Below are 25,428 nucleotides of genomic sequence, written 5' to 3' on the forward strand. Positions count from 1 at the left end.
CGCGCAGCCAACGAATTCTGCCGCGAACGCGGCTTCGTCGGCGGCTTCCTCAACGGCCACCAATTCGCGAACCGCCGAGGCGCGATCTGCCTCCGTGACGCGCAGTGGTTCGATGCGACGATGGGTCAGCTCAGCGATCTCGGCTACCCGATCGGCGACGTGAACACCACCACCTGGGCCCGCGCCGGCCGCGCAGCCAACGAATTCTGCCGCGAACGCGGCTTCGTCGGCGGCTTCCTCAACGGCCACCAATTCGCGAACCGCCGAGGCGCGATCTGCCTCCGATAATCGGACCAGTCACAATGCCGCCGTCAAACTGCTCAGCGTTTGAGCCGACGATGGAGATGCGGGGTGCCCCTTTGCGGGGCACCCCGTCCGGGCCCGCGGGAGCGATGGTCCGGACTACGGCGGACGAGCCCACCGAGGAATGGCTGACCTCAAATTGCAAAACAGCGCGATGCAGCCCAGGGTCATTCGTACCGGGTCCCATCCGAAGACTCCGCACCAGAGGCAGCTGATGGCTGTGATTTTCACGGCGTCGATACGCTCGTGCCGCGTCACGGTCGCGATGCACCACAGGGTGGCCGTGGGGGCGGCATCGGCGGGGTACCGATCACTCGCCCTTCAAACCCGGTTGACCGGTGCATCCCGGCCCGACGATACGCGCAACCGCGCGGAGTCCACCTCCGGTACGGGGTACCTGCAGACCTATATCGAGGTCACGCCCCGCATTGTCGTGATGTCCGTCGGCGGGGTGGGCGCAGATCCGGCCCTGTGCTGATCCGTTAGCTGGTCGGGCAGCCGGCGTGGTCAACTTCGACTCCGGACACGGTGGCGGCGATCCGGTCCCGCCACTCTCTCTCGGCGCCTGGGTGATCACCTCGACACCGTTCCGCCGGACTGTGGTGCAGTCGCCCTCGTGGTCGCTCCCGTCGCCACCTCCGTACGGTTGAAGCCGGCCATCCAGCCGGTGTTCGCGGTCAGGAACTCGGCCGGCCGATCTTTCCGATCGTTGCCGCAAGCGATGGCCGGGGCCGGAGCGCCGGGCCGGGAGACCGCGGGCGGATGGTTGCCGGGTTCGATGCACCACGCGTGCAAGTGGAGCGCCGGGTTGTTCCATCCCGGGTCGCCGGGTACGCCGCCCTGGACGCCGCCGAACGGTTGTCAGGGACGGCCAGAATGGGTCGAGTGATCAAGATCCGGGGCCACCGCTTCGTCGTACCGCTGGCCTGTGCGGCGCTGCTCGTCGGGTGCGCCCGGCCGGCGGAGCCGTCCACCTCCGAGCCGCCCGCCTTCCCCGACCCGATGCCTTTCCCGTCCGGGCTAATCACCCCGTCGGCGACCCCGGGGACCTGTCCGCCGGAGGGTGTCCGGTTCCAGGTCGGTGAGGGGGACGCCGCGATGGGGCTCCGGGTCCTGAGCATCATCCTGGTCAACTGCGGCTCGAAGACCTACCGGCTGAAGGGCTACCCGGCTGTGCGGCCGCTCGACGACGATCGGTCGGAACTGAAGGTCCGCGTCCTGCACGGCATCAAGGAGATCCTCGGTACGGCCATCCCGCGGGACAACCCGCCGAGGCCCGTCGTCCTGAAGCCGGGACAGCAGGCCGGCACGACCGTGGCCTGGCGCAACACGTACGACGACATCCGGCAACCACCGGTGACGGTGAAGCTGCTCGACATCGCGCCGCTGGCCGGCCGCCCGTCCCGGATCATCGCACCGGGCGACGGCCTCGACCTGGGCAGCACCGGCCGGCTGGGCATCAGCGCCTGGAGCGTCCTCCCGGACGGTGCTGCCACGGCGAACCCGAACGGCCGGCCCGTCCCCGGCGTCTCCGCCTCGAAACCGGCGGAAACCGACGGCCCGCTCCTGTAGTGCGTCCAGAGACGCCGCCCGTGAGGTCGATGACCATCACCCCAGGTAGACCGCCCACCTCAAAGATCCATGTGAGTGGCCTGAGCGTGCCGATCGTGCACATACGGGTATGACCGGACGCTGCCGGGGGTAGTTCGAGCGGACGGCGACACGGCGTGGGAGGCCCAGTGACAAACGCGGAGGACCAGCTCGGCCAGGAGGAGCGAGAGCACCTCGACGAGGAGGAGGCTGAGCAGGTCGAACCCATCCGGCCGCCCGACCTCAACCAGGAGTCGAACCGCTCGGCGACCCGCCTCGAGCTCTTCTTCGACCTGGCCTTCGTGCTGTTCGTCGCCCGGTGCGCCGACCTGCTGGCCAAGGACGAGACCTGGCACGGCGCCGCCGTGTTCGCCGCAGTGCTCTCGGTGGGCTGGTGGGCCTGGGCCAGCACCACCCTGTACGCCAACCGGTTCGACACCGACGACGCGGTGTTCCGGCTGATCACCCTGACCGCCATGGCGGGCGTGGCGGCGATGGCCGCCGCGGTGGACAAGATCGACGAATCCACCGGCCGCTGGTTCGTCATCGGCTACGTCATCATCCGGCTGGCGCTGATCGCCGGCTACGTACGGGCCTGGCGGCACGTGCCCAAGGCCCGGTCGACGGCCCGGCTGTACCTGATCGGGCACGGACTGGGCGCGGCGATCTGGCTGGTCTCGCTGGCCGTGCCGGCCCCGGCGCGGTACGTGCTGTGGGGCGTCGGCGTGCTCGCGGACCTGGTGTGGCCGACCGCCGCGGCCCGGTTGAAGGACGCCGTCCCGCTGCACCTGGAGCACCTGCCGGAACGCTTCGGGCTCTTCGTCATCCTGGTCCTCGGCGAGTCTGTGACCGCCGTGGTGACCGGCCTGCACGACGGCGAGTGGAAGCCGGCCGTGGTGGTCACGGCGGTGGTGGCGTTCGTGGTGGCGGCGGCGCTGTGGTGGATCTACTTCGACCTGTCCGGCGGTGCGGCCAAACGGCGGCTGGCCGCCGAGGGCGACCACGCGACCAAGCACGGCGTGCACGACTTCTACGTGTACGTGCACCTGCCCCTGGCCGTCTCGCTGGCGGCGGTGGCGGTCGGGCTCGAACACGCGGTGCTGCACGGGGCCGACGACCACCTCACCGCCGGGACGAGGTGGGTGCTGGGCATCGCCACCGCCGGCTACCTGCTGAGCGCGGCGGTGATGCAGGGCCAGCTGGGCCAGCGGATCCGGGGGGCCGTGATCTGGCCCGGTGCCGGCGTACCGCTGGCCCTGCTGATCGCTCTGCTCGACCTCTCCCCCGCCGTCACCGTCGGCCTGTTCGCGGCGCTCACGGTGGCGGGCGTGCTGACCGGCTTCCTGCTGCACCGCTCCGGTGAGGTCCGCACCGCCAAGGTATGAGGAAGCGGCGGCGCGTCCTACAGTGGCGGGATGCTGGACGGTTGCGAGCGGTCCGTCGTCGTCGCGCCCATGGCCGGCGGGGTCTCCTCGACCGCGCTGGTGCGGGCGGCGGCCGAGGCCGGGGCGGCCGGATTCCTGCCCGCCGGTTACCTGACTCCGGAGGCCGTCGAGGCTCAGCTGCGCGAGCTGCGCGGTCACCCGTACGGGCTCAACATCTTCGTGCCCTCCAAGACCGTTCCCGACGCTGCGGCGGTGGAGGCCTACCGGGACCGGCTGGCCCCCGAGGCCGACCGGTACGGCGTTGAGCTGCCCGCGCTGCGCCTGCACGACGACGACCACTTCGCGGCCAAGGTCGAGCTGGCCGTGGCCGCGGCGCCGGCGTGGGTGAGCTTCACTTTCGGCATCCCGGACGCGACCGTGGTCGACGCGCTGCGCCGGGCAGGGTCAACAGTGCTGATCACCGTGACCGACGCGGACGAGGCAAGAGCTGCCGCAGCCGCGGGCGCCGACATCGTGGTGGCTCAGGGCGGCAGCGCCGGTGGGCACTCCGCGACGACGCGGCCCGCGAGCTACCTCGGGGACCGGGGCACGGCCGAGCTCGTCCGCGAGGTGCGGGCGGCGGTGCCCGTACCCGTGGTGGCCGCCGGCGGGGTCGGCAGTGCGGCGGACGTCGCCGCGTTGCTGGCGGCCGGGGCGACGGCCGTCCAGGTGGGCACAATGTTCCTGCTCGCCGCCGAGGCCGGGATTCGCGAGGCGCACCGGGCGGCGCTGGGCAGCGACGGCGCCTCGACCGTGGTGACCCGGGCGTTCACCGGGCAGCCGGCCCGCGGGCTGCGCAACCGGTTCACGGACACCTACTCCGCGGACGCGCCGGTCGCCTACCCGGCGGTGCACCACCTGACCGCGCCGATCCGGGCCGCCGCGGCCCGGGCCGGTGACGCCGGGCCACTGCACCTGTGGGCCGGGACGGCGTTCGGTCAGGCCCGGCCGGGGACCTGCCGCGAGATCCTCGACCGGCTGAGCTGACCGCGGCTCATATAACGAACTTGCATGGGTTTTCCGCCGCGGGTGGGCTCAGTCGAACGACAGCTCGCCGGTCCGGGTGCGCTTGAGCTCGAAGAAGTCCGGGAAGGAGGCCAGCGCCAGGGCCCCGTCGAAGATCCTGGCCGCCTGCTCGCCGCGCGGGATGCTGGACAGCACCGGGCCGAAGAACGCCACCCCGTCGATGTGCATGGTGGGTGTGCCGACGTCCGCACCGACCGGGTCCATGCCCTCGTGGTGGCTCTTGCGCAAAGCCTCGTCGTAGTCGGTGCTGGTGGCCGCGGCGGCCAGCGTCGCCGGCAGTCCGGCCTCGGCCAGCGCCTCAACGACCACCGCGTCGAAGTCCTGCCTGCGGTGCCGGTGGATGCGGGTGCCCAGCGCCGTGTAGAGGTCGCCCAGCACCTGCTCGCCGTGCTCCTGAGCGGCGGCGGTCACCACCCGGGCCGGGCCGAGCGACCGGTCGACCAGCTCGCGGTACCACTCCGGGAGCTCGCGGTGCTCATTGAGCACGGACAGGCTCATCGGCCGGAAACGCAGCTCCAGCTCGCGCAGCCGCTGGACCTCCAGGATCCATCGGGAGGTGATCCAGGCGAACGGGCAGGCCGCGTCGAAGTAGAAATCCACCCTGGTCACGTCGGCTCCTTCGTTGGTTGCCGGCCGAGCCTACGACGGTAGAGTGGCACCTCCCAAGGGCCAATCCGGCGCCTTCCGAGCAGACCAATCGCGGGGCCGATGAGCTTCCAGGTGCACCTGACCGGTTCGGGTGATCTTGTCGTCCAGGTCTACCGGCAGCTCCGGGAGGCCATCCTGGACGGCCGGCTGCGACCCGGCGAGCGGCTGCCGCCCACCCGCGAGCTGGCCCGCAGCGCGGCGGTGTCGCGCAACACCGTCTCGACGGCGTACGAGCGGCTGCTGGCGGAGGGCTTCGTCACCGCGCGGGTCGGTTCCGGCACCTTCGTCGACGGCACCGCCGCTCTCGACGGGCCCGCCGGCGCCGCGCCCGGTGGCAGCCTCCAGCCCCGCGGGATCTGGCCGGAGCTGGCCACGACCGGGCCCCCGCGCCCGGAGCCCCGGTACGACCTGCGGGTCGGCACCCCGGACCCGGCCCTGTTCCCGCTGCCGTCGTGGCGCCGCCTGGTCAACCGCGAGCTGCGCACCGGCACCCTCGCCGCGGGCAGCTACGCCGACCCGGCCGGTCATCCCGCGTTGCGCGCCGCGGTGGCCCGCTGGCTGGGCATCTCCCGTTCGGTGCGCACCGGGCCCGGCGACGTGCTGGTCACCAACGGCGCCCAGCAGGCGCTCGACCTCATCGCCCGGGTGCTGGTGGAGCCCGGTGACGTCGTGGCGGTGGAGGAGCCGGGTTATCAGCCCGCCCGCCGGTTGTTCCGATCGCACGGCGCCACCGTGGCCGGGGTGCCCGTGGACGACGAGGGGCTGGTCGTGGACGCGCTGCCGCCACGGGCTCGGATCGTCTACACGACACCGTCGCACCAGTTCCCGCTGGGCGTGCCGATGTCGCAGGCCCGGCGCAGGGAGCTGCTGTCGTGGGCGGAGCGGCACGGCAGCGCCGTCGTCGAGGACGACTACGACAGCGAGTTCCGCTTCGGGAAGAGGCCGCTGGAGCCGTTGCAGAGTCTCGACCGTGGCGGCCGCGTCATCTACGTCGGCTCCTTCTCCAAGACCATGCTGCCGGCGCTGCGGCTGGGCTTCCTGGTCGCGCCGGCCACGCTGCTCCCGGCCCTGCGGCTGGCCCGGCAGGTCGCCGACCGGCACGGCGACACCGCCTCCGAGGCGGCTCTGGCGGCCTTCATCGAGGAGGGCCTGTTCGCCCGGCATCTGCGCACGGCCACCAAGGTGTACGGCGCCCGCCGCGCCCTGCTGCTCACCGCGCTGGACGGCGATCTGGGCCGGCGGCTCGCCCCGGTGGCCTCGGCGGCCGGCCTGCACCTGACCGCCCACCTGCGCCCGGACGCCGGGGTGGACGCCGCCACCGTGGTCGCCCGGGCCGAGCGCGCCGGGGTCGGCGTGCAGAGCCTGGCCGACTTCTGCGCGGCGCCGCCGGAACGCGACGGCCTGGTGATCGGATTCGGCAGCATCCCCACCGACCGTCTTCCCGAGGCCCTGCGCCGGCTGGCCCGCTGCCTCACCGGGTGAGCCGGATTGGCCCGATCCGTTCGGCGGTCATTGGCCCTTCTGCGGCGCCCCGATCAACGCCGAAGGTGGAGACCATGAACGCCGACACCGCCCGGGTCGCCACCACGCTGGCGCGTACCCACCTGGTCAACGCGATCGGGGACGGTGCCTTCTACGTCACCTTCGCGCTGTACTTCACGCACGTGGCCGGGCTGTCCGCGACCCGGTTCGGGCTGGGCATGTCGCTCGCCTGGGGCGCCGGGTTCCTGGCCAGCATGCCGCTGGGCCAGCTGGCCGACCGGATCGGCCCGCGCCGCGCGGCGGTCGCCCTGGCGGCGGGCACCGCGGTGGCGGTGGCGGTGCTGCCGGTGGCGCGCGGCTTCCCGGCCTTCCTGGTGGTCATCTGCGCGTACGGCGTCTGCCAGTCCGGCCTGATCGCCGCCCGCCAGGCGCTGCTGACCCGGCTGGTCGAGCCTGCGGAACGGACCCGGGTCCGGGCCCGGCTGCAGTCGCGGATCAACGGCGGGCTGGCCCTGGGCTCGGTCGTCGGCGCGATCGCGCTCGCCCTGGACACCCGGCCGGCGTACGTGACGGTGCTGGCCCTCGACGCCGTCGCGTTCGGGATCGCCGCGGTGCTGCTGAGCCGGCTGCCGAGCGGCACGGCACCGGCGCCGGTGGCCGGGGGCGAGCGGGCGCTGACGGTCCTGCGGGACCGTCCGTACGCGGTGCTGACCTTGCTGAACGCGGTGATGCTGCTCTACATGCCGCTGCTCAGCCTGGTGATCCCGTTGTGGATCGTGGCGGCCACCGAGGCGCCGACGTGGATGGCCGCGGTCGTGCTGGCGCTCAACACGGTCAGCGTGATGCTGTGGCAGATGCGGGTGGCCCGCCGGGTCACCGATGTGTCGTCGGCGGCGCGCACCGTCCGTACCGCCGGGCTGGTGATGCTCGGTGCCTGCGCCGTCTTCGCGATCACGGACAGCACCCCCTCCCCCGGGCTGACCTGCGCGGTCCTCGTGGTGGCGGGACTGCTGCAGGTGCTGGCCGAGATGCTGCAGGCCGCCGGGAGCTGGGAGCTCAGCTTCGGCCTGGCCCCGGCCGGACGGCACGGCCTCTACCAGGGCATGTACAACAGCGGCATCCCGCTGGCCCGGATCCTGGGCCCGGCCGCGCTGACCGGTCTGATTCTCGGGTACGGCGCCGCGGGCTGGCTGGTCCTCGGCGCGCTCATCGCGGCGGCCGGGCTGGCCACCGTACCGGTGACGCGGTGGGCGGCCCGGAGCCGCCCTGTCGCGATCCTTGCAGAATAATCTCTGCAGAAAACTCTCTGCATGGGCTACGGTCAGGCCATGACCGACCCTCAGCAGGAACGCCACGTCACCGATCCCGCCGACCTCAAGGCCGTCGCCCATCCCCTGCGGGTGCGCATGCTCGCGCTGTTGCGCCGGCACGGCCCGGCGACCGCCACCGAGCTGGCCCGCCGGCTCGACACCGAGACCGGTTCCACCAGCTACCACCTGCGCATCCTGGCCAAGCACGGGTTCGTCGCCGAGGCCCCGGCCGAACCGCAGGAGCGCCGACATCCCCGCGAACGCCGCTGGGCCGCCGTGCACCGCACGACCGGCTGGAGCAACACCCAGCTCGCGGCCACCGACGCCGGCCGGGAAGCGGCCGCGATGATGCGCCGCCGCCAGGTGGAGGTCCTGATCGGCGACGTCGAACGCTTCGAGGCCGAGCAGGACCGGCTGACCCCGGCCTGGGTCGAGGCCGCGGGCATCGGTGACCTTCAGGTACGGCTGACCGAGACGTCCCTGAGCGAGCTGTGGGACCGCTTCTACGCCCACCTCGACGAACTGCGCGCCCGTGACTCCGACGATCCGGCGGCCGCCGTGGTCTCCGTCGTGGTGGCCGGTTTCCCCCGCGCCGCGGACCGATGACCGCCGTCGCGGCCGCGCGCCGCTACGCGTTGCTGAACGCTCTGCTCTGGCTGCCGGCCGGGCTCTACCTGGTCCCCCTGGTCCTGCTGATGCTCGACCGCGGCCTGACGGTGTCGACGATCGCGGTCGTCGGCGTCGCCTACGGCCTCACCATCGCCGTGCTGGAGCTGCCCACCGGCGGGCTGGCCGACATGCTCGGGCGCCGGCCCGTGCTGATCGCCTCGGCGGTCGCGGGCGCCGCCGGCCTGCTGCTGCTCGGCCTGGCCGGCACGGTCGCCCTGTTCCTGGCCTCCGCCGTGCTGCGCGGCGCCGCCCGGGCCCTGTCCACCGGCCCGCTCGAAGCCTGGTACGTCGACACCGTGCACGCCGACCAGGGGCGCGAGACCGACCTGACCGCCGGTCTGGCCCGCGGCGAGGTCGCGGCGTCGCTGGCCCTGGGCGCCGGCACCCTGATCGGCGGGCTGCTGCCGCTGGCCCTGGGCCGGGCCGGCCCGCTGCCGGCGCTGGCCGTGCCGGTGCTGATGGCCGCCGGCGTCGAGGTGGTGCGGGCGGTGCTCACCAGCAGGCTGCCCGAGCCGCCGCATCCGCGCCCGGCCCTCGGTGTGGTGCTGCGGGGCGTGCCGGCCGCCGTGGTCGCCGGGCTGCGGGTGGCCGGTCGTGCCCGCGCCCTGACCCGGATCATGCTGGCCGCGGGCGGAGCGGGCGTGGCGCTGGGCACGATCGAGCTGCTCACGCCGGCCTGGCTGGCCGGCCTCTCCACGGGCCCGCGCGCCGCCGCCACGTACGCGGTGGTCGCGGCGGCCGGCTTCGGCGCGGACGCGATCGGCGGCATGCTCGCCGCCGGGGCGGTACGCCGCTTCGCCTCGCACGCCCGGGCGGCGGCGGCCGGCTGGACCGTGTCGGCGCTGGCCCTGGCCGGGCTGGCGGGCTGCGCGATGCTGTCCGGGACCGGGGCCACGGTGCTGGCCGGGATCGCGTACTGCGTGCTCTTCATCGGGCTGGGCGCCGCCTTCCCGGCGCAGGCGCACCTGCTGCACGAGCGGGTCGAGCCGGGCGAGCGCGCCACGGTGCTGTCCGTGCAGTCGCTGCTGATGCAGGCGGTGGGTGCGGTGGTCATCCCGGTGATCGGCTGGCAGGCCACCCGCAGCGGCGTCGAGGCCGGCTACACGATCAGCGCGGTGGTCCTGCTGGCCTCGGCCGGGCTGTTCCTGCGGCTGCGCAGCGGCAGCCGGCCCGCGGTCCCGGAGCCGGTCGGATAGCCCGTTCTTGTCGTACCCCGGCGGCAGGATCCCGGCATGACTGATGAGCGCATCGCCTTGGTGACCGGGGCCAGCCGCGGGGTGGGCAAGGGCATCGCGCTGGCCCTCGGCGCGGCCGGCCACACCGTGTACGTCACCGGCCGGTCGACCGACGGCAGCGTCACCTACCCGCGGGTCGGGGGCAGTGTCGAGCAGACCGCGCGGGAGGTCACGGCGGCCGGCGGCCGGGGCGTCCCGATGGTGTGCGACCACACCGACGACAGCCGGACCGCGGCCGTGATCGACGCGGTCCGCGACCGCAGCGGTGGCCTCGACCTGCTGGTCAACAACGTCTGGGCCGGCTACCGGCCCTACCACGAGGACAGGCACACCGACATGGAGGGCGGGTTCTGGGAGCAGCCGCTGTCGGTCTGGGACGACATGTTCACCGGCGGCGTCCGCGCCCACTACGCCACCACCGTGCTGGCCGTGCCCGTGCTGCGCCCGGGCGCCCTGGTCGTCACGGTGTCCTTCTTCCCCGGCAGCTATCTCAGCGGCGAGGACCAGGTGGCGTACAGCGTGGCCAAGGCCGCGGACGACCGCATGATCGCGGTGATGGCCGAGCAGCTGCGGCCGCGCCAGGTCACCGCCGTGAGCCTCTACCCCGGACTGGTCCGCACCGAGGGCGTCCTGAGCGCGGCGGAGTTCATGGACCTGTCCAATTCGGAGTCGCCGGAGTTCGTCGGGCGCGCGGTGGTGGCCCTGGCCGGCGATCCCACGGTGGCCCGCCACACCGGACATTGCCTGGTGGCGGCCGAGCTCGCCGAGGAGTACGGCTTCACCGACCTGGACGGGAGCCGGCCGGCCAGCGCCCGCGGCTACTTCCGGGAGCGCGCCGGCGGCAGTTGACACAGGTCGATGGATGGACTGGTCTGGGTGTCATCATCCTTCGATGTCGCAGGAGGCTCGATGTCATCCAGACGCCGCTGGGCGGCCACCGCCGCAACAGCCGTGCTGACCGTCGGACTACTCACCCACCCCGGTGCGAGTGCCGCCGCCCCACCGAGCGCGCCGGCCGCCGCCCCGGTGATCGCCCTCGACCCCGGCCGGAGCGCCCTGATCCGGTTCCGGCTGCCCGACGAGGCCGCGTTCCAGCAGCTCGTCGCGTCCGGAGCGGACGTCGCCACCCGGCCGCGCACCACCGACGGGCAGGTCATGGCCGACGTCGTGGTGACCTCCGCCGAGCTGGCCGCGCTCACCCGGCGCGGCGCGGTGGCCGTCCAGGTGATCCAGACCGAGGCCGACGGCGCACGGCGGCTCGCCGAGGGCCGGCGCTCGGCGCGCCTGGCCGGCGAGGACACCCTGCAGTTCCTGCAGGCGTACTGGTGGACCAGCAACGGGCGGACCTTCCTGCAGACCCAGGTGGCCACGTCCGCTTCCGACGACCCGGACGTCGAGATCACCGTGACCTGGACGACCGCCGACGGCACCACCGGCAGCTACCCGCTCTACCGCTTCGAGGACTCGGGCGAATACCAGTACCACGTGGAGGTGCCGCAGCGGCTGCCCGCGAAACCGGTCAAGGTCACCGCCACCTCCAGCCTCGGCGGTCAGTCCCGCGTCGTCACGCCGACGGCCTGGCCGAACGCCACCCCGCCGCCGCAGCCGACCGGCTACCAGAAGGACTTCATCGACGCGTACATGACGCCCGTCGACATCAAAGCGCGGATCAAGCGGCTGGGCCGGCAGTACGACGACCTGGTCGACGTGGTCGACCTGCCGCGCCGCACCCAGGGATACCGGCGTACGGCCGCGGCGTACCTGGGCGACCCGGCCGCGGCGGCTGTCGTGGTGGAGTCGGTCAAGTTCGGTGACCAGGGCATGAACGGCGTACAGGTGCGCACGGTGGACCCGGGGCGGGCGAACAGGCCGCTCGGCGCGACGTACCGGGACCGGGTCCTGACCGTGTCGCTGGCCACCGACGCCGGCGGCAAGGTGATCAGCACGACCGACGACGTGGCCGCGTTCATCACCGCCCGCTACCCGCAGCGCTTCACGGCGTTCGTCGAGGAGGGCTCCGCCGGCGTGCCGATGCCGGTCACCGGCCCGGCCCGCCTCGACGACGGCCTGGCCGGCACCGAGGTGCCGCAGCGGCCGTGGACCGTGCAGGCGCTGCGGATCGGCGCGGTCCGCGACGGCTCGAAGGTCGGCGTGCTGGCGTACTCGCAGGAGCACGCCCGGGAATGGGCGACGCCGCTGGTCACGCTGGAGTTCGCCGAGCGCCTGCTGGCCAACTACGCGACCGACCCGGCGACCCGCGAGCTGCTGGACTCGGTCGAGGTGTTCGTCATCCCGACGGTCAACCCGGACGGCGCCAACTACTCCTTCAACGACTTCAACTTCCAGCGCAAGAACCTGGTCAACCACTGCACGGGCGCATCCCGCGACCCGGCCCTGCGCGACTCGTGGGGCGTCGATGTCAACCGCAACTACACGGTCGGCTCCTTCTTCGACGGCTACGTGGGCGCCAGCTCCAACTGCCTGTCGGGCGTGTACGCGGGCACCGGCGAACTGTCGGAGGCGGAGAGCAACAACGTGATCGCGCTGGCCAGGGCCAACCCGAACATCAAGTACGCCCTGAACGTGCACAGCTACGGCGGCTACTTCATGTGGTCACCGGGGGCGTACAAGGCGGCGGGCCGGATCACCCTGCCCCGCCCGTCGATCGACGAGTCGAAGTACTTCCTGGACAGCGCCCGCCGCATCGTCGGGGCGATCTCCGCCTCGCGCGGCACGGTGACCTGGCCGGCGTACACGGGCCCGGTCGCCGACGTCCTGTACTCGGCGGCGGGCAACTCGGCCGACCAGCTCTACTACGAGCTGGGCATCGCGGCCTGGGACTTCGAGGTCGGCAACGACATCTGGAACGAGGAGACCCAGCAGTGGGATGGCGTGGGCTTCCAGCCCCCGTTCGACGAGGCCCACGCCGAATCCCAGGAGTACGCGGACGGCCTGCTCGAACTGGTCCGCATCGCCCGCGACAGCGCGGCGGCCACCCGCTAGGAGGAAGGTGCGTCCGGCCGGGTGCGGGCGGCGAGCTCCCGCACCACGTCGACGAACAGGTCGATGTCGGCCGCGGTGGTGCGCCAGTTGACGATCGCCGGGCGCAGCGCCACCCGGCCGCCGTAGACGGTGGTGCCGCAGAAGACCCGGCCGTCGGCGATCAGGGCCTCGCCGACGGCCCGGTTCCACCGGTCGAGGTCCTGCTCGGCCAGGCCGGGGCGGGCGACCCGGAAGCACACGATGCACAGCGGCACGTCGGCGAGGCGCTCCAGCTCGGGCGCCTCGTCGACCCGCCGGGCCAGGTGCTGGGCCAGGTCGAGGTGCCGCTCCACCATGGCCCGGTGACCCTGCCGCCCGTACGCGGTCAGCGTCGCCCAGATCGGCAGCGACCTTGCCCGCCGCGACGACTCGGGCCCGTACAGGCCGTAGCCGCCGCCCGGGTCCTGCGGTCCGGGCAGGTACGCGGCCCCCGGCATCCCGAACGCGGTGCCCAGCCGCTCCGGCTCCCGGATCAGCGCGAAACCGCTCTCGTAGGGCACGTTGAGCCACTTGTGCCCGTCGGCGGCGATGGAGTGCGCCCGCCCGATCCCCCGCACGAGGTGCTCGCTGCGCGGCGACAGGGCGGCGAACAGCCCGAACGCGCCGTCGACGTGCAGCCAGGCGCCGTACCGTTCGGCCAGGGCGGCCAGCGCGTCGACCGGGTCGAAGTCGCCGGCGTTGACCTCGCCGGCGTTGGCGATGAGCACCGCCGGGGCGCCGCCGAGCCCGGCCAGCCGCCGCTCGAGGGCGTCGAGGTCGACCCGGCCCACGTCGTCGCGGCTGAAGACCTCGACCGCGTCCCGGCCGTGCCCGAGCATCTGCAGGGCCTTGCGGGCGGAGGCGTGCACATAGCCGCCGGAGAGCACCGGCATCCGCGGCAGCCCGGACAGCCCGTCGCGCACGGTGTCGGCGCCGTGGCGCTCGCCCCACCACTGGGTGGCGCAGCCGAGGGAGGTGAAGTTGGCGAAGGTCGCGCTGCCGACCAGCGCCCCGCCCCAGCCGGCCTCGATCCCGAACAGTTGCCGCAGCCAGTCGAGCACGACCGTCTCCACCTCGTGCGCGAAGGGCGACGACACCCGGGCGAACGCGTTCTGGTCGAGCAGCCCGGCGGTCCAGTCCGCGGCCAGCGCGGCCGGGGTGCTGCCGCCGGTGACGAAGTGGAAGAACCGGGGCCCGGACGAGGCCGTGGCGGTGGCCGTGCCGATCTCGAGGAGCCGCTCGACCGCCGCGGCGGTGCCGTCGCCGGCCTCCGGCAGCGGACCGGCCAGGCCGGCGAGCAGTTTCGCGGCGGCGGGGTCGTGCACCGGCCGTGCGGCCAGGGAGTCCAGGTAGGGCCCGGCGGCCGCGGACACCTGGGCGAGCGCCGCGGTCGCCGCGTCGCGGTCCAGCAGAGGATCAGCCATATCGGCAGCCTCGCGCATCCGGCCGTACGGCGACAGCAAGCGACGCGAAGCCGACGCCGGTCCGGTCGAGAATGTGCCCCGCTGGGGTTCTTCGTCCGGATCGGCGCGCGGAGGGTATCGCTGACCCCCGCGGACATGTTCTGCTCAGATCCGCATGCGCGAGACCGATCAGGGTGGCGACACATCGAGAAGGGGGACCTGCCGATGCGCTGGCCGCGAGCCACAGCACCGGCGTGGCCCGTGCACGCCGCGACCGCGACCGCCGTGCTGGGTGCCGGCGTGGCGTATGCCCTGGCCGGGCCGGACGGGCGTCCGCTGGTCTACACCCTCGTCTCGGTCCTGCCGATCGTCACCCTGCTCGCGGCCCTGGCCAGCGGGCACCTGCCGGACCGCCGCCCCTGGCTGCTCGCCGTCGTCGGCCTGGTCCTGCTCTTCGCCGGCCAGCTGCTCTTCCCCGGCTGGGTCAACGAGCCCCACCTGGGCCGCGCCCAGGGCTCGGCGCTCGACCTGGCGCAGTCCACCGCCCACATGTTCTTCCTGGTCGGCGTGGCCGCGGCCGTGCGCCGGCGGGCCAGCGCGGATCCGGGCGGCATCATCGACGCCACCCTGTTCGGGCTGTGCGCGGGCGGGCCGGTCTGGGAGTGGGTCATCCAGCCCCGCCTGCCCGCGGCGGCCCAGCCTTTCGGTGAGGTGCTGCTGCTGGCCGACCTGCTGGTGCTGTGCGGCGTCATCGGCTGTGTGCTGCGGATCGGCATGATGGCCCGACCCGGGCGCGGCACGCTGGGATATCTGCTGGTCACCGGGGTTCTGACGCTGGCCGCCACGGCGACGGGCACGCTGACCAGCGGCTCGGGCACCGTCTGGAGCACCGGCGTGATGATGGCGGCGTACCTGACGCTCGCGGCGGCGCCGCTGCATCCGGACGCGCCGGCGATCACCCTGCCGCTGAGCGCCGGGCCGGACGCCGGGAACCAGCGCCTCGGCTGGCTGGCCGCCGCGCTGAGCGCCAATCCGCTGATCGCGGCGGTGCAGGTGCTGCGCGGCACCGAGTCGGCCAGCCTGCTGCTGCCGGTCGGGACGCTGCTGGTCGTCCCGCTGGTGCTGCTGCGCATCCGGCACCTGTCGGGCCAGCGCGACCGCGCCGAGCAGACCCTGGCGTACCACGCCACCCACGACGAGCTGACCGGGCTGTGCAACCGCCGGCACATCGCGGCCGAGATCGACCGGGCGCTCGCCGAGGTCGGCCGGGGCACCCTGGACGAGGTCACGATCCTGCTCTGCGACCTCGACGGCTTCAAACCGGTCAACGACCGGTACGGGCACCCGGCCGGCGACGCCGTGCTCAAGGCGGTGGCCGCCCGGCTGACCGCCGCCGTACGCCGGGAGGACCTGGTCGGCCGCCTCGGTGGCGACGAGTTCCTCATCCTCTGCCGGGGCGCCCTCGGTCCCGGGACGCCCGAGCTCACCACCCGGATCATCGACGCCGTCCGAGCGCCCGTCCCGCTGCCGGCCGGCGTGGTGTCGGTGGGCGTGACCATCGGCCTGGCGCAGGCCCGGCCCGGCCTGGCGGTCGACCGCGACCTGCTGATCGGCCTGGCCGACGCGGACATGTACGCCGGCAAGGCCGCCCGCCGTCGCGACGACACCGCACCCGTCACCCGCTAAGGGCTCGCGGGGAGCAGCCCGGCGCGGTCAACGGCCGGTTCCGCCGCTGCCGGGCTCAACAAGCGCGGGGGTACGACCACAGCCGCCACGCAACCCTGCTCGATCGGCAGCAGGTGCACCGCGACTCCGGTCCGGGCCGCCAGGGTGCCGGCCACGTGCAGTCCGAGCGTCGGCTCGTCACCGATCCCGTCCGGCCGGGGGCGGCTGAGCCGGGCGTTGAGCTCCGCGGCGGTGCGCTCGCCCAGCCCGTACCCCTGGTCGCGGACCTCGACCCGGATGCCGCCGTCGGCGAGCGGCCCGGCGGTGATCCGCACGGGGGTGTCCGGCGGGGAGAAGCGGGTGGCGTTGTCGATGAGTTCGGCGAGGATCTGCAGCAGGTCGACGATGACGGCGGCGCGGATGCCGCTCTGGGGCAGCGGGCTGATCTCGACCCGGCGGTACTGCTCGGTGGCGGCCGCCGCGGCCTGCACGACCTCGGTCAGGGAGGCGGGCCGGGGCCAGCGCCACGCGGGCCGCCCGCCGGTGAGCACGAGCAGACTGTCGCCGTGCCGCCGGATCCGGGTCGCCAGGTGGTCGAGGCCGAACAGCCGGTTCAGCTTGTCCGGGTCCAGTTCGCGCTGCTCGAGCTCGGTGATCAGGTGGAGCTGCCGGCCGATGAGCTCCTGGGTCCGGCGGGTCAGTGTGCGGGCGATGCCGGCCGTGGTCGCCCGCTGCTCGGCCTGTTCGGTCGCCAGCCGGATCGCCTGCTGGTGCACGGACTCGAAGGCCCGGCCGACCTGGCCGATCTCGTCCGGTCCGGCGGGCACCGGGGGCGTGGCGCGAAGGGGGACCGCCAGGCGTTCCACCGGGTTCTCGGCCAGGGCCGCGACCAGCCGGGGCAGCCGGTGCTCGCCGACGTCGCCCATCCGGTCCCGCAACCGGCGCAGCTCGACCGTCAGCCCGCCGCCGACCAGACCGGCGAGCAGCATGACGCCGAGCAGCACCGCGATGACGACAGCCAGGTCGGTACGGGTCCCGGCGGCCCGGTCCGCCCGCAGCGCGGTGATGTCGGCGAGAGCCCGGTCGACGGCACTGCGCAGGACCTGACGCACCTTGGCCAGATACAGCGTCGTCAGTTCCGTCCACTGCCGCACCGGCAGGTCGACCGTGGCGCCGGCCTCGCTCGCCGCCGTGATGCGCTGGGCGAACACCTCGACCTCGGCCGCGGCCGCCTCGACCCCGGCCGCCGGGTCGCGGACCTCGGCCACGGCGGTGAGCAGGGCCGCGAGGTCACGGTCGGACGCCGCGGGCCAGCGGCTGTCCCCGCAAGGTGAGGACCGGCGCGGCCCGGCCGAGCAGCCACCGGACGGCCGGCCACGGACGGCGTCCGGTCAGGCCGTGCCGGCCGCGGACCCGGGCAGCCCAGGCCGCGGAACGACTCCAGATGTCCACGATCGTGTCCTCCCGCCCACCGCCGTCACCGTCGGTACCCTCCCGATGACACGGATCCCCCGGACCGGCAGTTCAACAATTCCCGGGCCGGGATCCGAAGAGCAGGAATTGCATTCGATATGCCACGGATTGATTCCGGACAACCGCATCGTTGCTGTTCACCGCACTGTGACGGAATTTCGGGCCGCACTGAGCGGCGACCATTGCCGTACCGATCCATCGCCGCGAATATCGCGCGAGATCAGATTCGGTAGGAGGGCGCGCCCCGCCCGCCGGCGGAGATCCGCCAGGCTGGAGACTGGACCCAGGGCGAGGAGAGGTCGGGCGCGTGGGCGTGCGGAAGAACATCCTGATCACCGGGGCGAGTGCCGGGCTGGGCGAGCAGATGGCCCGCGACTTCGCCGCGCGCGGCCGCGACCTCGCGCTCTGCGCGCGCCGGCTGGACCGGCTCGAGGCCCTGCGGGACGAGCTGCTGGCCGCCCACCCCGGCATCACCGTCACGGTACGGCAGCTCGACGTCACCGAGCACGCCCAGGTCTTCGCGGTGTTCGACGCCGTCCGGGCCGAGTTCGGCACGCTGGACCGGGTGATCGTCAACGCCGGTGGCGGCAAGGGCCGGCCCATCGGCACCGGCGGCTTCGACACCAACCTGCACAGCGCCCAGACCAACTTCGTCGCCGCGCTCGCGCAGTGCGAGGCCGCCACGCAGATCTTCCGCGACCAGGGCCACGGCCACCTCGTGGTGATCTCCTCGATGAGCGCGATGCGCGGCCTGCCCCGCGGGATGACCACCTACGCCGCCACCAAGGCCGGGGTCGCCGCGCTCGCCGAGGGCATCCGGGCCGACCTGCTGGGCACCGCGGTCAAGGTCACCACGGTCTTCCCCGGCTACATCGTGTCGGAGGCCAACCCGGCGGCCAAGCCCAAGCCGATGATGGTCTCCACCGAGCACGGCGTACGGGCCATGGTGCGGGCCATCGAACGGGAGCGCCCGCAGGCCAAGGTGCCGGCCTGGCCCTGGGTGCCGGTCGGCTTCGTGATGCGCCACGCGCCGCTGCGGGCGGTCGCCCGGTTCAGCTGAGCCCAAGTCGCGGTCCAGAATCCACCGCGGGTTCACGCGCCGCATCGGGACCGGCAACGCACCGCCCGCAGGCTGCCAGGAACCCATCGAGGAGGTTCCATGGATCGGCGAACGATGCTGCGAGCGACAGTGGTGAGCGCGGGAGCGATGGCGCTGCCCTTCACCGCGTGGTCCGCGGCGTACGGCGCACCGGCACAGAACGCCACCGGGCCCTACGGCCCGCTGCAGAGCGCCGACGCCCGGGGCATCCAGCTACCGGCCGGGTTCACCAGTTCTATCGTGGCCCGGTCCCGGCAGGTCGTCAGCGGCACGTCCTACGTCTGGCACGACGCCCCCGACGGCGGCGCGGTCATCCCGAACGGCACCGGCTGGGTCTACGTCTCCAACTCCGAGGTCAGCTCCTCGGCCGGCGGCGGCGCCTCGCGGATCCTGTTCAACTCCGCCGGCGCGATCATCGGCGCGTCGCGGATCCTGTCCGGCACCAACCAGAACTGCGCGGGCGGCCGGACGCCCTGGAACACCTGGCTGTCCTGCGAGGAGGTCAGCCTGGGCCGCGTCTTCGAGACGTACCCCCTGGGCGGCACGGCCGTCTTCCGCCCGGCCATGGGCCGGTTCAAGCACGAGGCCGCGGCGGCCGATCCGGTACGGCGGGTCGTCTACCTCACCGAGGACGAGACCGACGGCAAGTTCTACCGCTTCATCCCCGCGACCTGGGGTGACCTGTCCACCGGCACGCTGCAGGTGTTCCGGGCCGGCACCGCCACCTCGGGCACCTTCACCTGGGTGAACGTTCCCGACCCGGACGGCTCCCCCACCGCCACCCGCTATCAGGTGTCCGGGGCCAAGGCCTTCAACGGCGGCGAGGGTTGCCACTACGCCGACGACACCGTCTGGTTCACCACCAAGGGCGACAACCGGGTCTGGCAGGTCAACCTGGCCGCCGGCACCTACGAGCTCGCGTACGACGACAACCTGGTCAGCCCGGGCCCGGCCCCGCTGTCCGGGGTGGACAACATCACCGGCACCACCGCCGGTGACCTGTACGTCGCCGAGGACGGCGGCACCATGGAGATCTGCCTGATCACGCCGGACGACAAGGTCTCGCCGTTCCTGCGGATCACCGGCCAGAGCAGCTCGGAGATCACCGGCCCGGCCTTCACCCCGGCCGGCGACCGCCTGTACTTCTCCTCGCAGCGCGGCACCAGCGGATCGTCGTCGGGCGGCATCACCTACTGCGTCACCGGGCCCTTCCGCCGCTGACCACAGCCGGCCTGCGTCGTGCGCCCGGTCAGGCCGCCGGGCGTACGGCCCGGGCCGGCTCGCTCTCGTCGAGGAACTCGTCGATCATCGGGGCCAGCCACTCGGCGCGCTGCGGGATGCCGGTGTGGGTGGTGCCCGGCAGGATCGCCAGGCGGCAGGCCGGCAGGCCGGTCAGATCGCCGGCCACGCCGCCGCCGAGCAGCCGGAACATCTGCACAGCGTGCTCCGGGCGCACGATGTCCGCGTCACCCAGCACCAGCAGCGCCGGCGCGGCCAGCGCCCGGAGCTGCGCGGCGGTCCACCGCGGCAGGTCCGCGTCCAGCACCTTCATCTTGGTGACCAGCGTGGCGAAGCCCGCCGGGTCCGGCGCGGTCCGCAGGTACTCGTCGTGCAGCTCCGAGCCGTGCAGGTGCTCGGGCCGCAGGTCCTGGATGCCGTCCAGCAGGCCCGGGTGCAGGCCCGCCTCGTCGAAGCTCACCGAGGCCAGGACCAGCCGGCCGACCCGATCCGCGTGGTCGGTGCCCAGCCGCAGCGCGACCGCCGCGCCCATGCTCCAGCCGAACACGTCGGCGGTGGCGACGCCCAGCCGGTCGAGCAGCTCGACCACGTCGGCGGCGAAGCTCTCCACCGTGAACGGACGGTCGATGTCAGGGGTACGGCCGTGGGCCTGCAACTCGACGGCGATGACCCGGCGCGTACGGGCCAGCAACGGCAGGATCGCGCCGAACGAGGTGCCGATGCCGCAGAGCGCGCCGTGGATCAGCAGCACCGGGCGGCCCGCCGCGGTGCCGTGTTCCTCGTGGTAGATGTCCATGCCCCCACGATGTCGGCCGGCCCTTACGGTTCCCTTGCGGTCCGCTGCCCGCTTGTAGGGTGTGCGCCATGCGATTCGGCGTGCTCGGACCGCTGGCGGTCACCACCGACGCCGGCGAGCCGGTTGTCGTGCCCGGCGCCAAGGTGCGCGTCCTGCTGGCCGACCTGCTGGCCAACCGCAACCAGGTGGTGTCGGCGGACCGGCTGATCGACGACCTGTGGGCCGAGGACGTGCCCGCCAACCCGCTCGGTGCGCTGCAGGTGCGCGTCTCGCAGCTGCGCAAGGCGCTCAACGACGCCGAGCCCGGCGCCCGTGACCTGGTCGAGTCCCGCTCCCCCGGGTACGTGCTGCGGACCGCGGAGGTGGACGCGGACCACTTCACCGCGCTGGCCGGGGCGAGTGACGTGGAGACCCTGACGTCGGCCCTGACGCTGTGGCGCGGGGACGCGTACGCCGACATGGCCGACGAGGAGTTCGTCCGGGCCGAGGCGACCCGGCTGACCGAGCAGCGCCTCACCGTGCGCGAGCGGCTCGCCGACGCGCGGCTGGCCCGCGGCGAGCACGATCTGGTCGCCGCCGAGCTGGCCGAACTGGTCGCCCGGTATCCGCTGCGCGAGAGCCTGCGAGCCCTGCACCTGCGCGCCCTCTACGCGGCCGGCCGTCAGACCGAGGCCCTGGACAGCTACGCCGACCTGCGCGAACGACTCGCCGACGAGCTGGGGCTGGACCCCGGTCCCGAGGTGGCCGCGCTGCACCGCAAGATCCTGGAGCAGGACTCCGCGCTGAGCCCGCCGCCGAAGGCCGCCATCATCCGCAACAGCCTGCCGGCCCGGCTGGACGAGCTGGTCGGCCGGGCCGAGGCGCTGGCCGAGCTGCGCACGCTCGTCCCGGAGCAGCGGCTGGTCACGCTGATCGGGCCGGGCGGCGTCGGCAAGACCCGGCTGGCCACCGAGGTGGCCCGGGAGCAGACGTTCCCCGACGGCGTGCACCTGGTCGAGCTGGCGCCGCTGCCGGCCGGTGACCCGGGCATCGCCGAGCGGGTGCTGGCCACGCTGGGCGTGCACGAGGCGGCCGGCGCCGAGGTCGCCCCCGACGACCGGCTGACCGTCGCGCTGCGGGGCCGGCACCTGCTGATCGTGCTGGACAACTGCGAGCACGTGATCGAGCCGGCCGCCGCGCTGGTCGCGCGGGTGTTGCGGGAGGCGCCCGGGGTCACGGTGCTCGCCACCAGCCGGGAGCCGCTCGGGCTGACCGGGGAGGTGCTGTGGGAGGTGCCGCTGCTGGCCGTACCGGAGGACGGCGGGGACCTGGATGTGGTCCGCCGGTCCGCCGCGGCCCGGCTCTTCACCGCCCGGGCCGCCGCCCACCAGCGCACCTTCCGGCTGGATGAGCGCACCGCGCCCGCGGTCGCCCAGCTCTGCCGGCGCCTGGACGGGCTGCCGCTGGCGCTGGAGCTGGCCGCCACCCGGGTGCGCTCGCTCGGGGTGACCGGCGTGGTGGACCGGCTCGACGACCGGTTCCGGCTGCTCAGCACCGCGCAGCGGGACCGGCCCGACCGGCAGCGGACGCTGACCGCGGTGATCGGCTGGAGCTGGGAGCTGCTCGACGCCGCGGATCAGGGGGTGCTGGCCCGGCTGGCGGTCTTCGCCGACGGCTGCACGCCGGAGGCGGCCGAGCAGGTCGGCGGGGCGGATCTGGACGCGCTGGCCCGGCTGGTGGACCGGTCGCTGGTGGTGCCGGACGACAGCGGCGCCGAGCCGCGCTACCGCTTGCTCGAGTCCATCGCGGCGTTCGGCCTGGAGCGGCTGCCGGACCCGGAAGCGGTACGGGCCCGGCACGCGGCCTACTACACCGCGCTGGCCGAACGGGCCGACCCTCAGCTGCGCGGCGCCGACCAGCAGGGGTGGCTGGCCCGGCTGGACGCCGAGTCGGCGAACCTGCGCACCGCCCTGGCCCACGGCGGCGGGTTGCGCCTGGCCAATGCGCTGACCTGGTACTTGATCCTGCGCGGCCGGCTCACCGAGGCCCGCCGGGCCCTGGCTCACGACGGCAGCGCGGCCGAGCAGGCGCGGGCGGCGGCCTGGCGGGTGGGGTTCGCGCTGTTGCAGGGCGCCCCGGTCGTGGCCGGCGAGATCCGCGCCGCGCTGGCCGCGCACCCCGGCGACCGGGCAGCGTGGTTCGTGGCGAACGCGGTGCTCGACCGCGGCGAGGTCACGCTGGCGGCGGAGCTGCTGCCCACGGTGTTCGAGGACCGGTGGACCGAGGCCGCGGTGCTCAGCACCCGGGCCAAGCTGGCCCACGTCCGCGGCGACCTGGCCGAGCTGGAGCGCACCGGCACCCGCAGCGCCGCGCTCTTCGCCGAGCTGGGTGACCGCTGGGGTCAGCTGCAGGCCGACGACTGGCTGGGCGGCCTGCTCGAGATGCGGGGTGACCACGAGGGGGCGGCGGCCCTGCACGAGCAGGGTCTCGGCTGGGCCGAGGAGCTGGCGCTGTGGCCGGAGGTGGGCGGCAAGCTGTCCTGGCTGGCCTGGCTGGCGGTGCAGACCCGCGACTACCCGCGGGCCCGGGAGCTGGGCGAACGCGCGTACCGGCTGGCCGAGGAGCGGGACGCGCGGGCCGCGATGGTCTTCGCCGGCATGAGTCTCGGCATGGCCGCCCGCCGCGCCGGTGACGTGGAGCCGGCGCTGCGCCACCTCGGCGCCATCGCCGAGCAGGGCCGGGCCGAGGCGCAGCCGGCCCTGTACCTGCCGATGATCCTGGTCGAGCTCGGTTACGCGGCCGAGCTGAGCGGCGACCCGGCGGCCGGGCTCGCACTGCACCTGGAGGCCTTCGCGGCCGCGCGGGCGATGGACGCGCCGCGCGACGTGGTCCTCGCCCTGGAGGGCATGGCGTCGGCGGTGGCCGTGCCGGAGGTGGCCGCCCGGCTGCTGGGTGCCGCGGACGCGGCCCGGGTGGCGCTGAGGGCCCCCGCGGCCCCGGCGGAACGCGACGGGATCGAGCGGGTCACCGCCCGCCTCGTGACCGCGCTCGGCCGCGAACGCGTCTCGGCGCTGCTCACCGAGGGCAGCCGGCTGGGCCCGGACGACGCCCGGGCCCTCATCCCGGCCTGAGTCAGGCCACGGTCTTCGGCCGGTACGACGCGATGATCACGCCGCTCTTCATGACCTTGGTGTCGATGAGCTCGAACGAGGTCTTCACGTCCTTGAGCGGGGTGCTCAGCGAGTCGCCGCCCTCGAGCACCGGGTGGATCCAGAAACGGACCTCGTCGACCAGTCCGGCCGCGACCAGCTGGGCGGTGACCGAGCCGTAGCCGTACTGCAGGATGTCCTTGCCGTCCTGGGCCTTGAGCGCGGTGACCGCCGTGATCAGGTCACCCGTCAGCACCTCGGTGTTGTTCCAGGTGGGGTCGGTCAGGGTGGTCGACGCGACGTACTTCTTGACGCTGTTGAAGTAGGCCGCGCCGGTGCTCGGGTCGCTCTCGTCCCTGGCCGGCCAGGCCTTCGACATGCCGTCGTAGGTGGCCCGGCCCATCAGGAGCGCGTCGGCGTTGTCGGTCTGCGAGCCGGCGAAGGCGCCGGCCTCGTCGTCGAAGTAGGGCCCGGTCCACATCGGGTTCTCGATGACGCCGTCGAGGGTGAGGTAGGTCGAGTTGATGAGCTTGCGCATCGGATTTCTCCTGAATCAGTGGTGTGCCGTGCTGACCTCCTGATCATGTCCGGGCGCGCTTACGGTTCTCTTCAGGTGCGGCTACGGCCGGGTGGTCAGGTGGACGGCGGTGTAACCGCGCAGGACGAAAGTGGGCCGCTGGACCGGCTCCGCGGCCAGCTCCAGGCGGGGTGCGTGGTCGAGCAGGGCGGCCACGGCCGTCCGCAGCTCCAGGCGGGCCAGCGGCGCGCCGAGGCAGAAGTGCAGGCCGGCGCCGAAGCCCACGTGCGGATTGGGGTCGCGGCCCACGTCGAACGTGTCCGGGTCGGCGAACACGGCCGGGTCGCGGTTGGCCGCACCGAGCAGCGCGGCCACCTCGGCGCCGGCCGGGATGGTGACTCCGGCCAGCTCGACGTCGGCGGCCGCGGTCCGGATGAACATGTGCAGCGGCGGGTCGTACCGGATCATCTCCTCGGCCGCGGTGGGGACGAGCCGGCGGTCGGCGCGCAGCCGTGCGAGCTGGTCCGGATGCCGCAGCAGGGCCACCATGCCGCCGCCGAGCGCGTTCACCGAGGCCTCGTGGCCGGCGTTGAGCAGCAGGATCGCCGAGGCCACCAGCTCGTCGGCGGAGAGCCGGTCGGTGCCGTCGCGGACCGCCACCAGCCGGCTGACAAGGTCGTCGCGCGGCTCGGCCCGGCGGCGTTCGGCCAGGTCGCGCAGGTAGTCGGCGAACTCCTGGCTCGCGGTCAGGGCCGCCGCCTCGGTCTGCGGGGCCGGCGACACCTCGTACATCCGCACGATCGCCGCCGACCACGGCCGCAGCCGATGCCGGTCGGCCGGCGGCACTCCGAGCAGCTCGGCGATGACCGTGACGGCGAGCGGCTCGGCGACCTCGGCCAGCAGGTCGAACTCCGGGCCGGTGGCGGCCAGCAGTGCGGCGGCCTCGGCGGCGACGGCCGGGGCCAGCCGCTCGACGTGCCCGCGGGTGAAGGCCCGGGCGACCAGCGACCGCAGCCGGGTGTGCACCGGCGGTTCGTTCTCCATCATCTGGTTGCGGTGCAGCAGGTTGAACGGCTCGTAGACCGCGGCGGGCTCACGGTCGCGCCAGAACCGGCCGAGGCGGCGGTCGCGCAGCACGCCCTCGACGGCGGCGTGCCCGGCGGCCAGCCACCGGCCGGTCGGGGCGTGCCAGGTGACCGGCGCTTGCTCGCGCAGCCGGGCCAGCTGCGGGTACGGATCACGCACGAAGCCGGGATCGGTGAAGTCGACGTCCACCCCCGCACGGTAATCCCCACGCCCCTCGGCGATCTGCCGGCGAAGCTCCTCCTCCCAGAAGGTCAAGTCGGCTGTCTCCAGATTCGGAATACGCACTCCACTGCTCCCGGCCACACTGACCCGAT

Annotated in this window: 22 protein-coding genes; 15 read left to right on the forward strand and 7 right to left on the reverse strand. The window is 73.7% G+C overall.

Annotated elements, in window-relative coordinates; genetic code table 11:
* From ACWEOZ_RS33620 to ACWEOZ_RS33640, 5 genes are all read left to right on the forward strand, one after another.
* The coding region (locus tag ACWEOZ_RS33620; protein WP_451914708.1) for a hypothetical protein at positions 1–288 on the forward strand (288 nt) is incomplete at its 5' end.
* Between the two features lie 139 nt (positions 289–427).
* Positions 428–781 (forward strand): hypothetical protein, encoded by a 354-nt coding sequence (locus tag ACWEOZ_RS33625; protein WP_451914709.1) that lies wholly within the window; start codon positions 428–430, stop codon positions 779–781.
* Between the two features lie 407 nt (positions 782–1,188).
* Complete coding sequence (locus ACWEOZ_RS33630) at positions 1,189–1,875, forward strand: DUF4232 domain-containing protein (RefSeq protein ID WP_451914710.1); 687 nt, start codon at positions 1,189–1,191, stop codon at positions 1,873–1,875.
* A 167-nt stretch (positions 1,876–2,042) separates the two neighbouring features.
* Positions 2,043–3,278 carry a low temperature requirement protein A gene (locus ACWEOZ_RS33635; RefSeq protein ID WP_451914711.1) on the forward strand — a complete coding sequence of 412 codons (1,236 nt, stop codon included), beginning with the start codon at positions 2,043–2,045 and terminating at the stop codon, positions 3,276–3,278.
* A gap of 30 nt (positions 3,279–3,308) precedes the next feature.
* Positions 3,309–4,304, forward strand: a complete 996-nt coding sequence (locus ACWEOZ_RS33640; RefSeq protein WP_451914712.1) for a nitronate monooxygenase — start codon at positions 3,309–3,311, stop codon at positions 4,302–4,304.
* A gap of 48 nt (positions 4,305–4,352) precedes the next feature.
* On the opposite strand, the gene ACWEOZ_RS33645 is transcribed toward ACWEOZ_RS33640, so the two are convergent.
* A complete protein-coding gene (locus ACWEOZ_RS33645) occupies positions 4,353–4,952 on the reverse strand; it encodes a mycothiol-dependent nitroreductase Rv2466c family protein (RefSeq protein WP_451914713.1) in 600 nt (199 codons plus the stop codon).
* Positions 4,953–5,051: 99 nt separating this feature from the next.
* Here ACWEOZ_RS33645 and pdxR point away from each other — a divergent pair, with 99 nt between their 5' ends.
* The 6 genes from pdxR (at position 5,052) to ACWEOZ_RS33675 (ending at position 12,690) form a co-directional block, all read left to right on the forward strand.
* Complete coding sequence (pdxR, locus tag ACWEOZ_RS33650) at positions 5,052–6,473, forward strand: MocR-like pyridoxine biosynthesis transcription factor PdxR (protein ID WP_451914714.1); 1,422 nt, start codon at positions 5,052–5,054, stop codon at positions 6,471–6,473.
* A 74-nt stretch (positions 6,474–6,547) separates the two neighbouring features.
* A complete protein-coding gene (locus ACWEOZ_RS33655; protein ID WP_451914715.1) occupies positions 6,548–7,762 on the forward strand; it encodes an MFS transporter in 1,215 nt (404 codons plus the stop codon).
* A 39-nt stretch (positions 7,763–7,801) separates the two neighbouring features.
* On the forward strand, positions 7,802–8,389 hold the full coding sequence (locus ACWEOZ_RS33660) for an ArsR/SmtB family transcription factor (protein WP_451914716.1): 588 nt from the start codon (positions 7,802–7,804) through the stop codon (positions 8,387–8,389).
* The gene (locus tag ACWEOZ_RS33665; protein ID WP_451914717.1) at positions 8,386–9,648 is read left to right on the forward strand and encodes an MFS transporter; all 1,263 of its coding nucleotides are present in this window, start codon (positions 8,386–8,388) and stop codon (positions 9,646–9,648) included. The genes ACWEOZ_RS33660 and ACWEOZ_RS33665 overlap by 4 nt, the downstream gene beginning before the upstream one ends.
* 36 nt (positions 9,649–9,684) lie before the next feature.
* A complete protein-coding gene (locus tag ACWEOZ_RS33670; RefSeq protein ID WP_451914718.1) occupies positions 9,685–10,536 on the forward strand; it encodes an SDR family NAD(P)-dependent oxidoreductase in 852 nt (283 codons plus the stop codon).
* A 60-nt stretch (positions 10,537–10,596) separates the two neighbouring features.
* On the forward strand, positions 10,597–12,690 hold the full coding sequence (locus ACWEOZ_RS33675; protein WP_451914719.1) for a M14 family zinc carboxypeptidase: 2,094 nt from the start codon (positions 10,597–10,599) through the stop codon (positions 12,688–12,690).
* Here ACWEOZ_RS33675 and ACWEOZ_RS33680 read toward each other — a convergent pair.
* Positions 12,687–14,132, reverse strand: coding sequence for a pyridoxal phosphate-dependent decarboxylase family protein (locus ACWEOZ_RS33680; protein WP_451914720.1), 1,446 nt, complete (start codon positions 14,130–14,132; stop codon positions 12,687–12,689). The two genes, ACWEOZ_RS33675 and ACWEOZ_RS33680, sit on opposite strands and share 4 nt — an antisense overlap.
* Positions 14,133–14,336: 204 nt before the next feature.
* Here ACWEOZ_RS33680 and ACWEOZ_RS33685 point away from each other — a divergent pair, with 204 nt between their 5' ends.
* A complete protein-coding gene (locus ACWEOZ_RS33685) occupies positions 14,337–15,797 on the forward strand; it encodes a GGDEF domain-containing protein (RefSeq protein ID WP_451914721.1) in 1,461 nt (486 codons plus the stop codon).
* Here ACWEOZ_RS33685 and ACWEOZ_RS33690 read toward each other — a convergent pair.
* Both ACWEOZ_RS33690 and ACWEOZ_RS33695 read right to left on the reverse strand, forming a co-directional pair.
* Complete coding sequence (locus ACWEOZ_RS33690; protein ID WP_451914722.1) at positions 15,794–17,044, reverse strand: sensor histidine kinase; 1,251 nt, start codon at positions 17,042–17,044, stop codon at positions 15,794–15,796. The two genes, ACWEOZ_RS33685 and ACWEOZ_RS33690, sit on opposite strands and share 4 nt — an antisense overlap.
* A gap of 22 nt (positions 17,045–17,066) precedes the next feature.
* Positions 17,067–17,228 (reverse strand): hypothetical protein, encoded by a 162-nt coding sequence (locus ACWEOZ_RS33695; RefSeq protein ID WP_451914723.1) that lies wholly within the window; start codon positions 17,226–17,228, stop codon positions 17,067–17,069.
* 328 nt (positions 17,229–17,556) lie between these two features.
* Here ACWEOZ_RS33695 and ACWEOZ_RS33700 point away from each other — a divergent pair, with 328 nt between their 5' ends.
* Positions 17,557–18,309, forward strand: coding sequence for an SDR family oxidoreductase (locus ACWEOZ_RS33700; protein WP_451914724.1), 753 nt, complete (start codon positions 17,557–17,559; stop codon positions 18,307–18,309).
* 99 nt (positions 18,310–18,408) lie between these two features.
* Positions 18,409–19,569 (forward strand): alkaline phosphatase PhoX, encoded by a 1,161-nt coding sequence (locus ACWEOZ_RS33705; RefSeq protein ID WP_451914725.1) that lies wholly within the window; start codon positions 18,409–18,411, stop codon positions 19,567–19,569.
* Positions 19,570–19,597: 28 nt separating this feature from the next.
* On the opposite strand, the gene ACWEOZ_RS33710 is transcribed toward ACWEOZ_RS33705, so the two are convergent.
* The gene (locus tag ACWEOZ_RS33710; protein WP_451914726.1) at positions 19,598–20,383 is read right to left on the reverse strand and encodes an alpha/beta fold hydrolase; all 786 of its coding nucleotides are present in this window, start codon (positions 20,381–20,383) and stop codon (positions 19,598–19,600) included.
* A gap of 68 nt (positions 20,384–20,451) precedes the next feature.
* Here ACWEOZ_RS33710 and ACWEOZ_RS33715 point away from each other — a divergent pair, with 68 nt between their 5' ends.
* Positions 20,452–23,493 (forward strand): BTAD domain-containing putative transcriptional regulator, encoded by a 3,042-nt coding sequence (locus ACWEOZ_RS33715; protein ID WP_451914727.1) that lies wholly within the window; start codon positions 20,452–20,454, stop codon positions 23,491–23,493.
* 1 nt (position 23,494) lies between these two features.
* On the opposite strand, the gene ACWEOZ_RS33720 is transcribed toward ACWEOZ_RS33715, so the two are convergent.
* Together ACWEOZ_RS33720 and ACWEOZ_RS33725 are read right to left on the reverse strand one after the other, a co-directional pair.
* On the reverse strand, positions 23,495–24,049 hold the full coding sequence (locus ACWEOZ_RS33720) for a dihydrofolate reductase family protein (RefSeq protein ID WP_451914728.1): 555 nt from the start codon (positions 24,047–24,049) through the stop codon (positions 23,495–23,497).
* A gap of 81 nt (positions 24,050–24,130) precedes the next feature.
* Positions 24,131–25,303: a cytochrome P450 gene (locus ACWEOZ_RS33725; protein WP_451914729.1), complete on the reverse strand. Its 1,173-nt coding sequence runs from the start codon at positions 25,301–25,303 to the stop codon at positions 24,131–24,133.
* Between the last annotated feature and the right edge of the window lie 125 nt (positions 25,304–25,428).

It is taken from the genome of Actinoplanes sp. NPDC004185 (assembly GCF_053603475.1).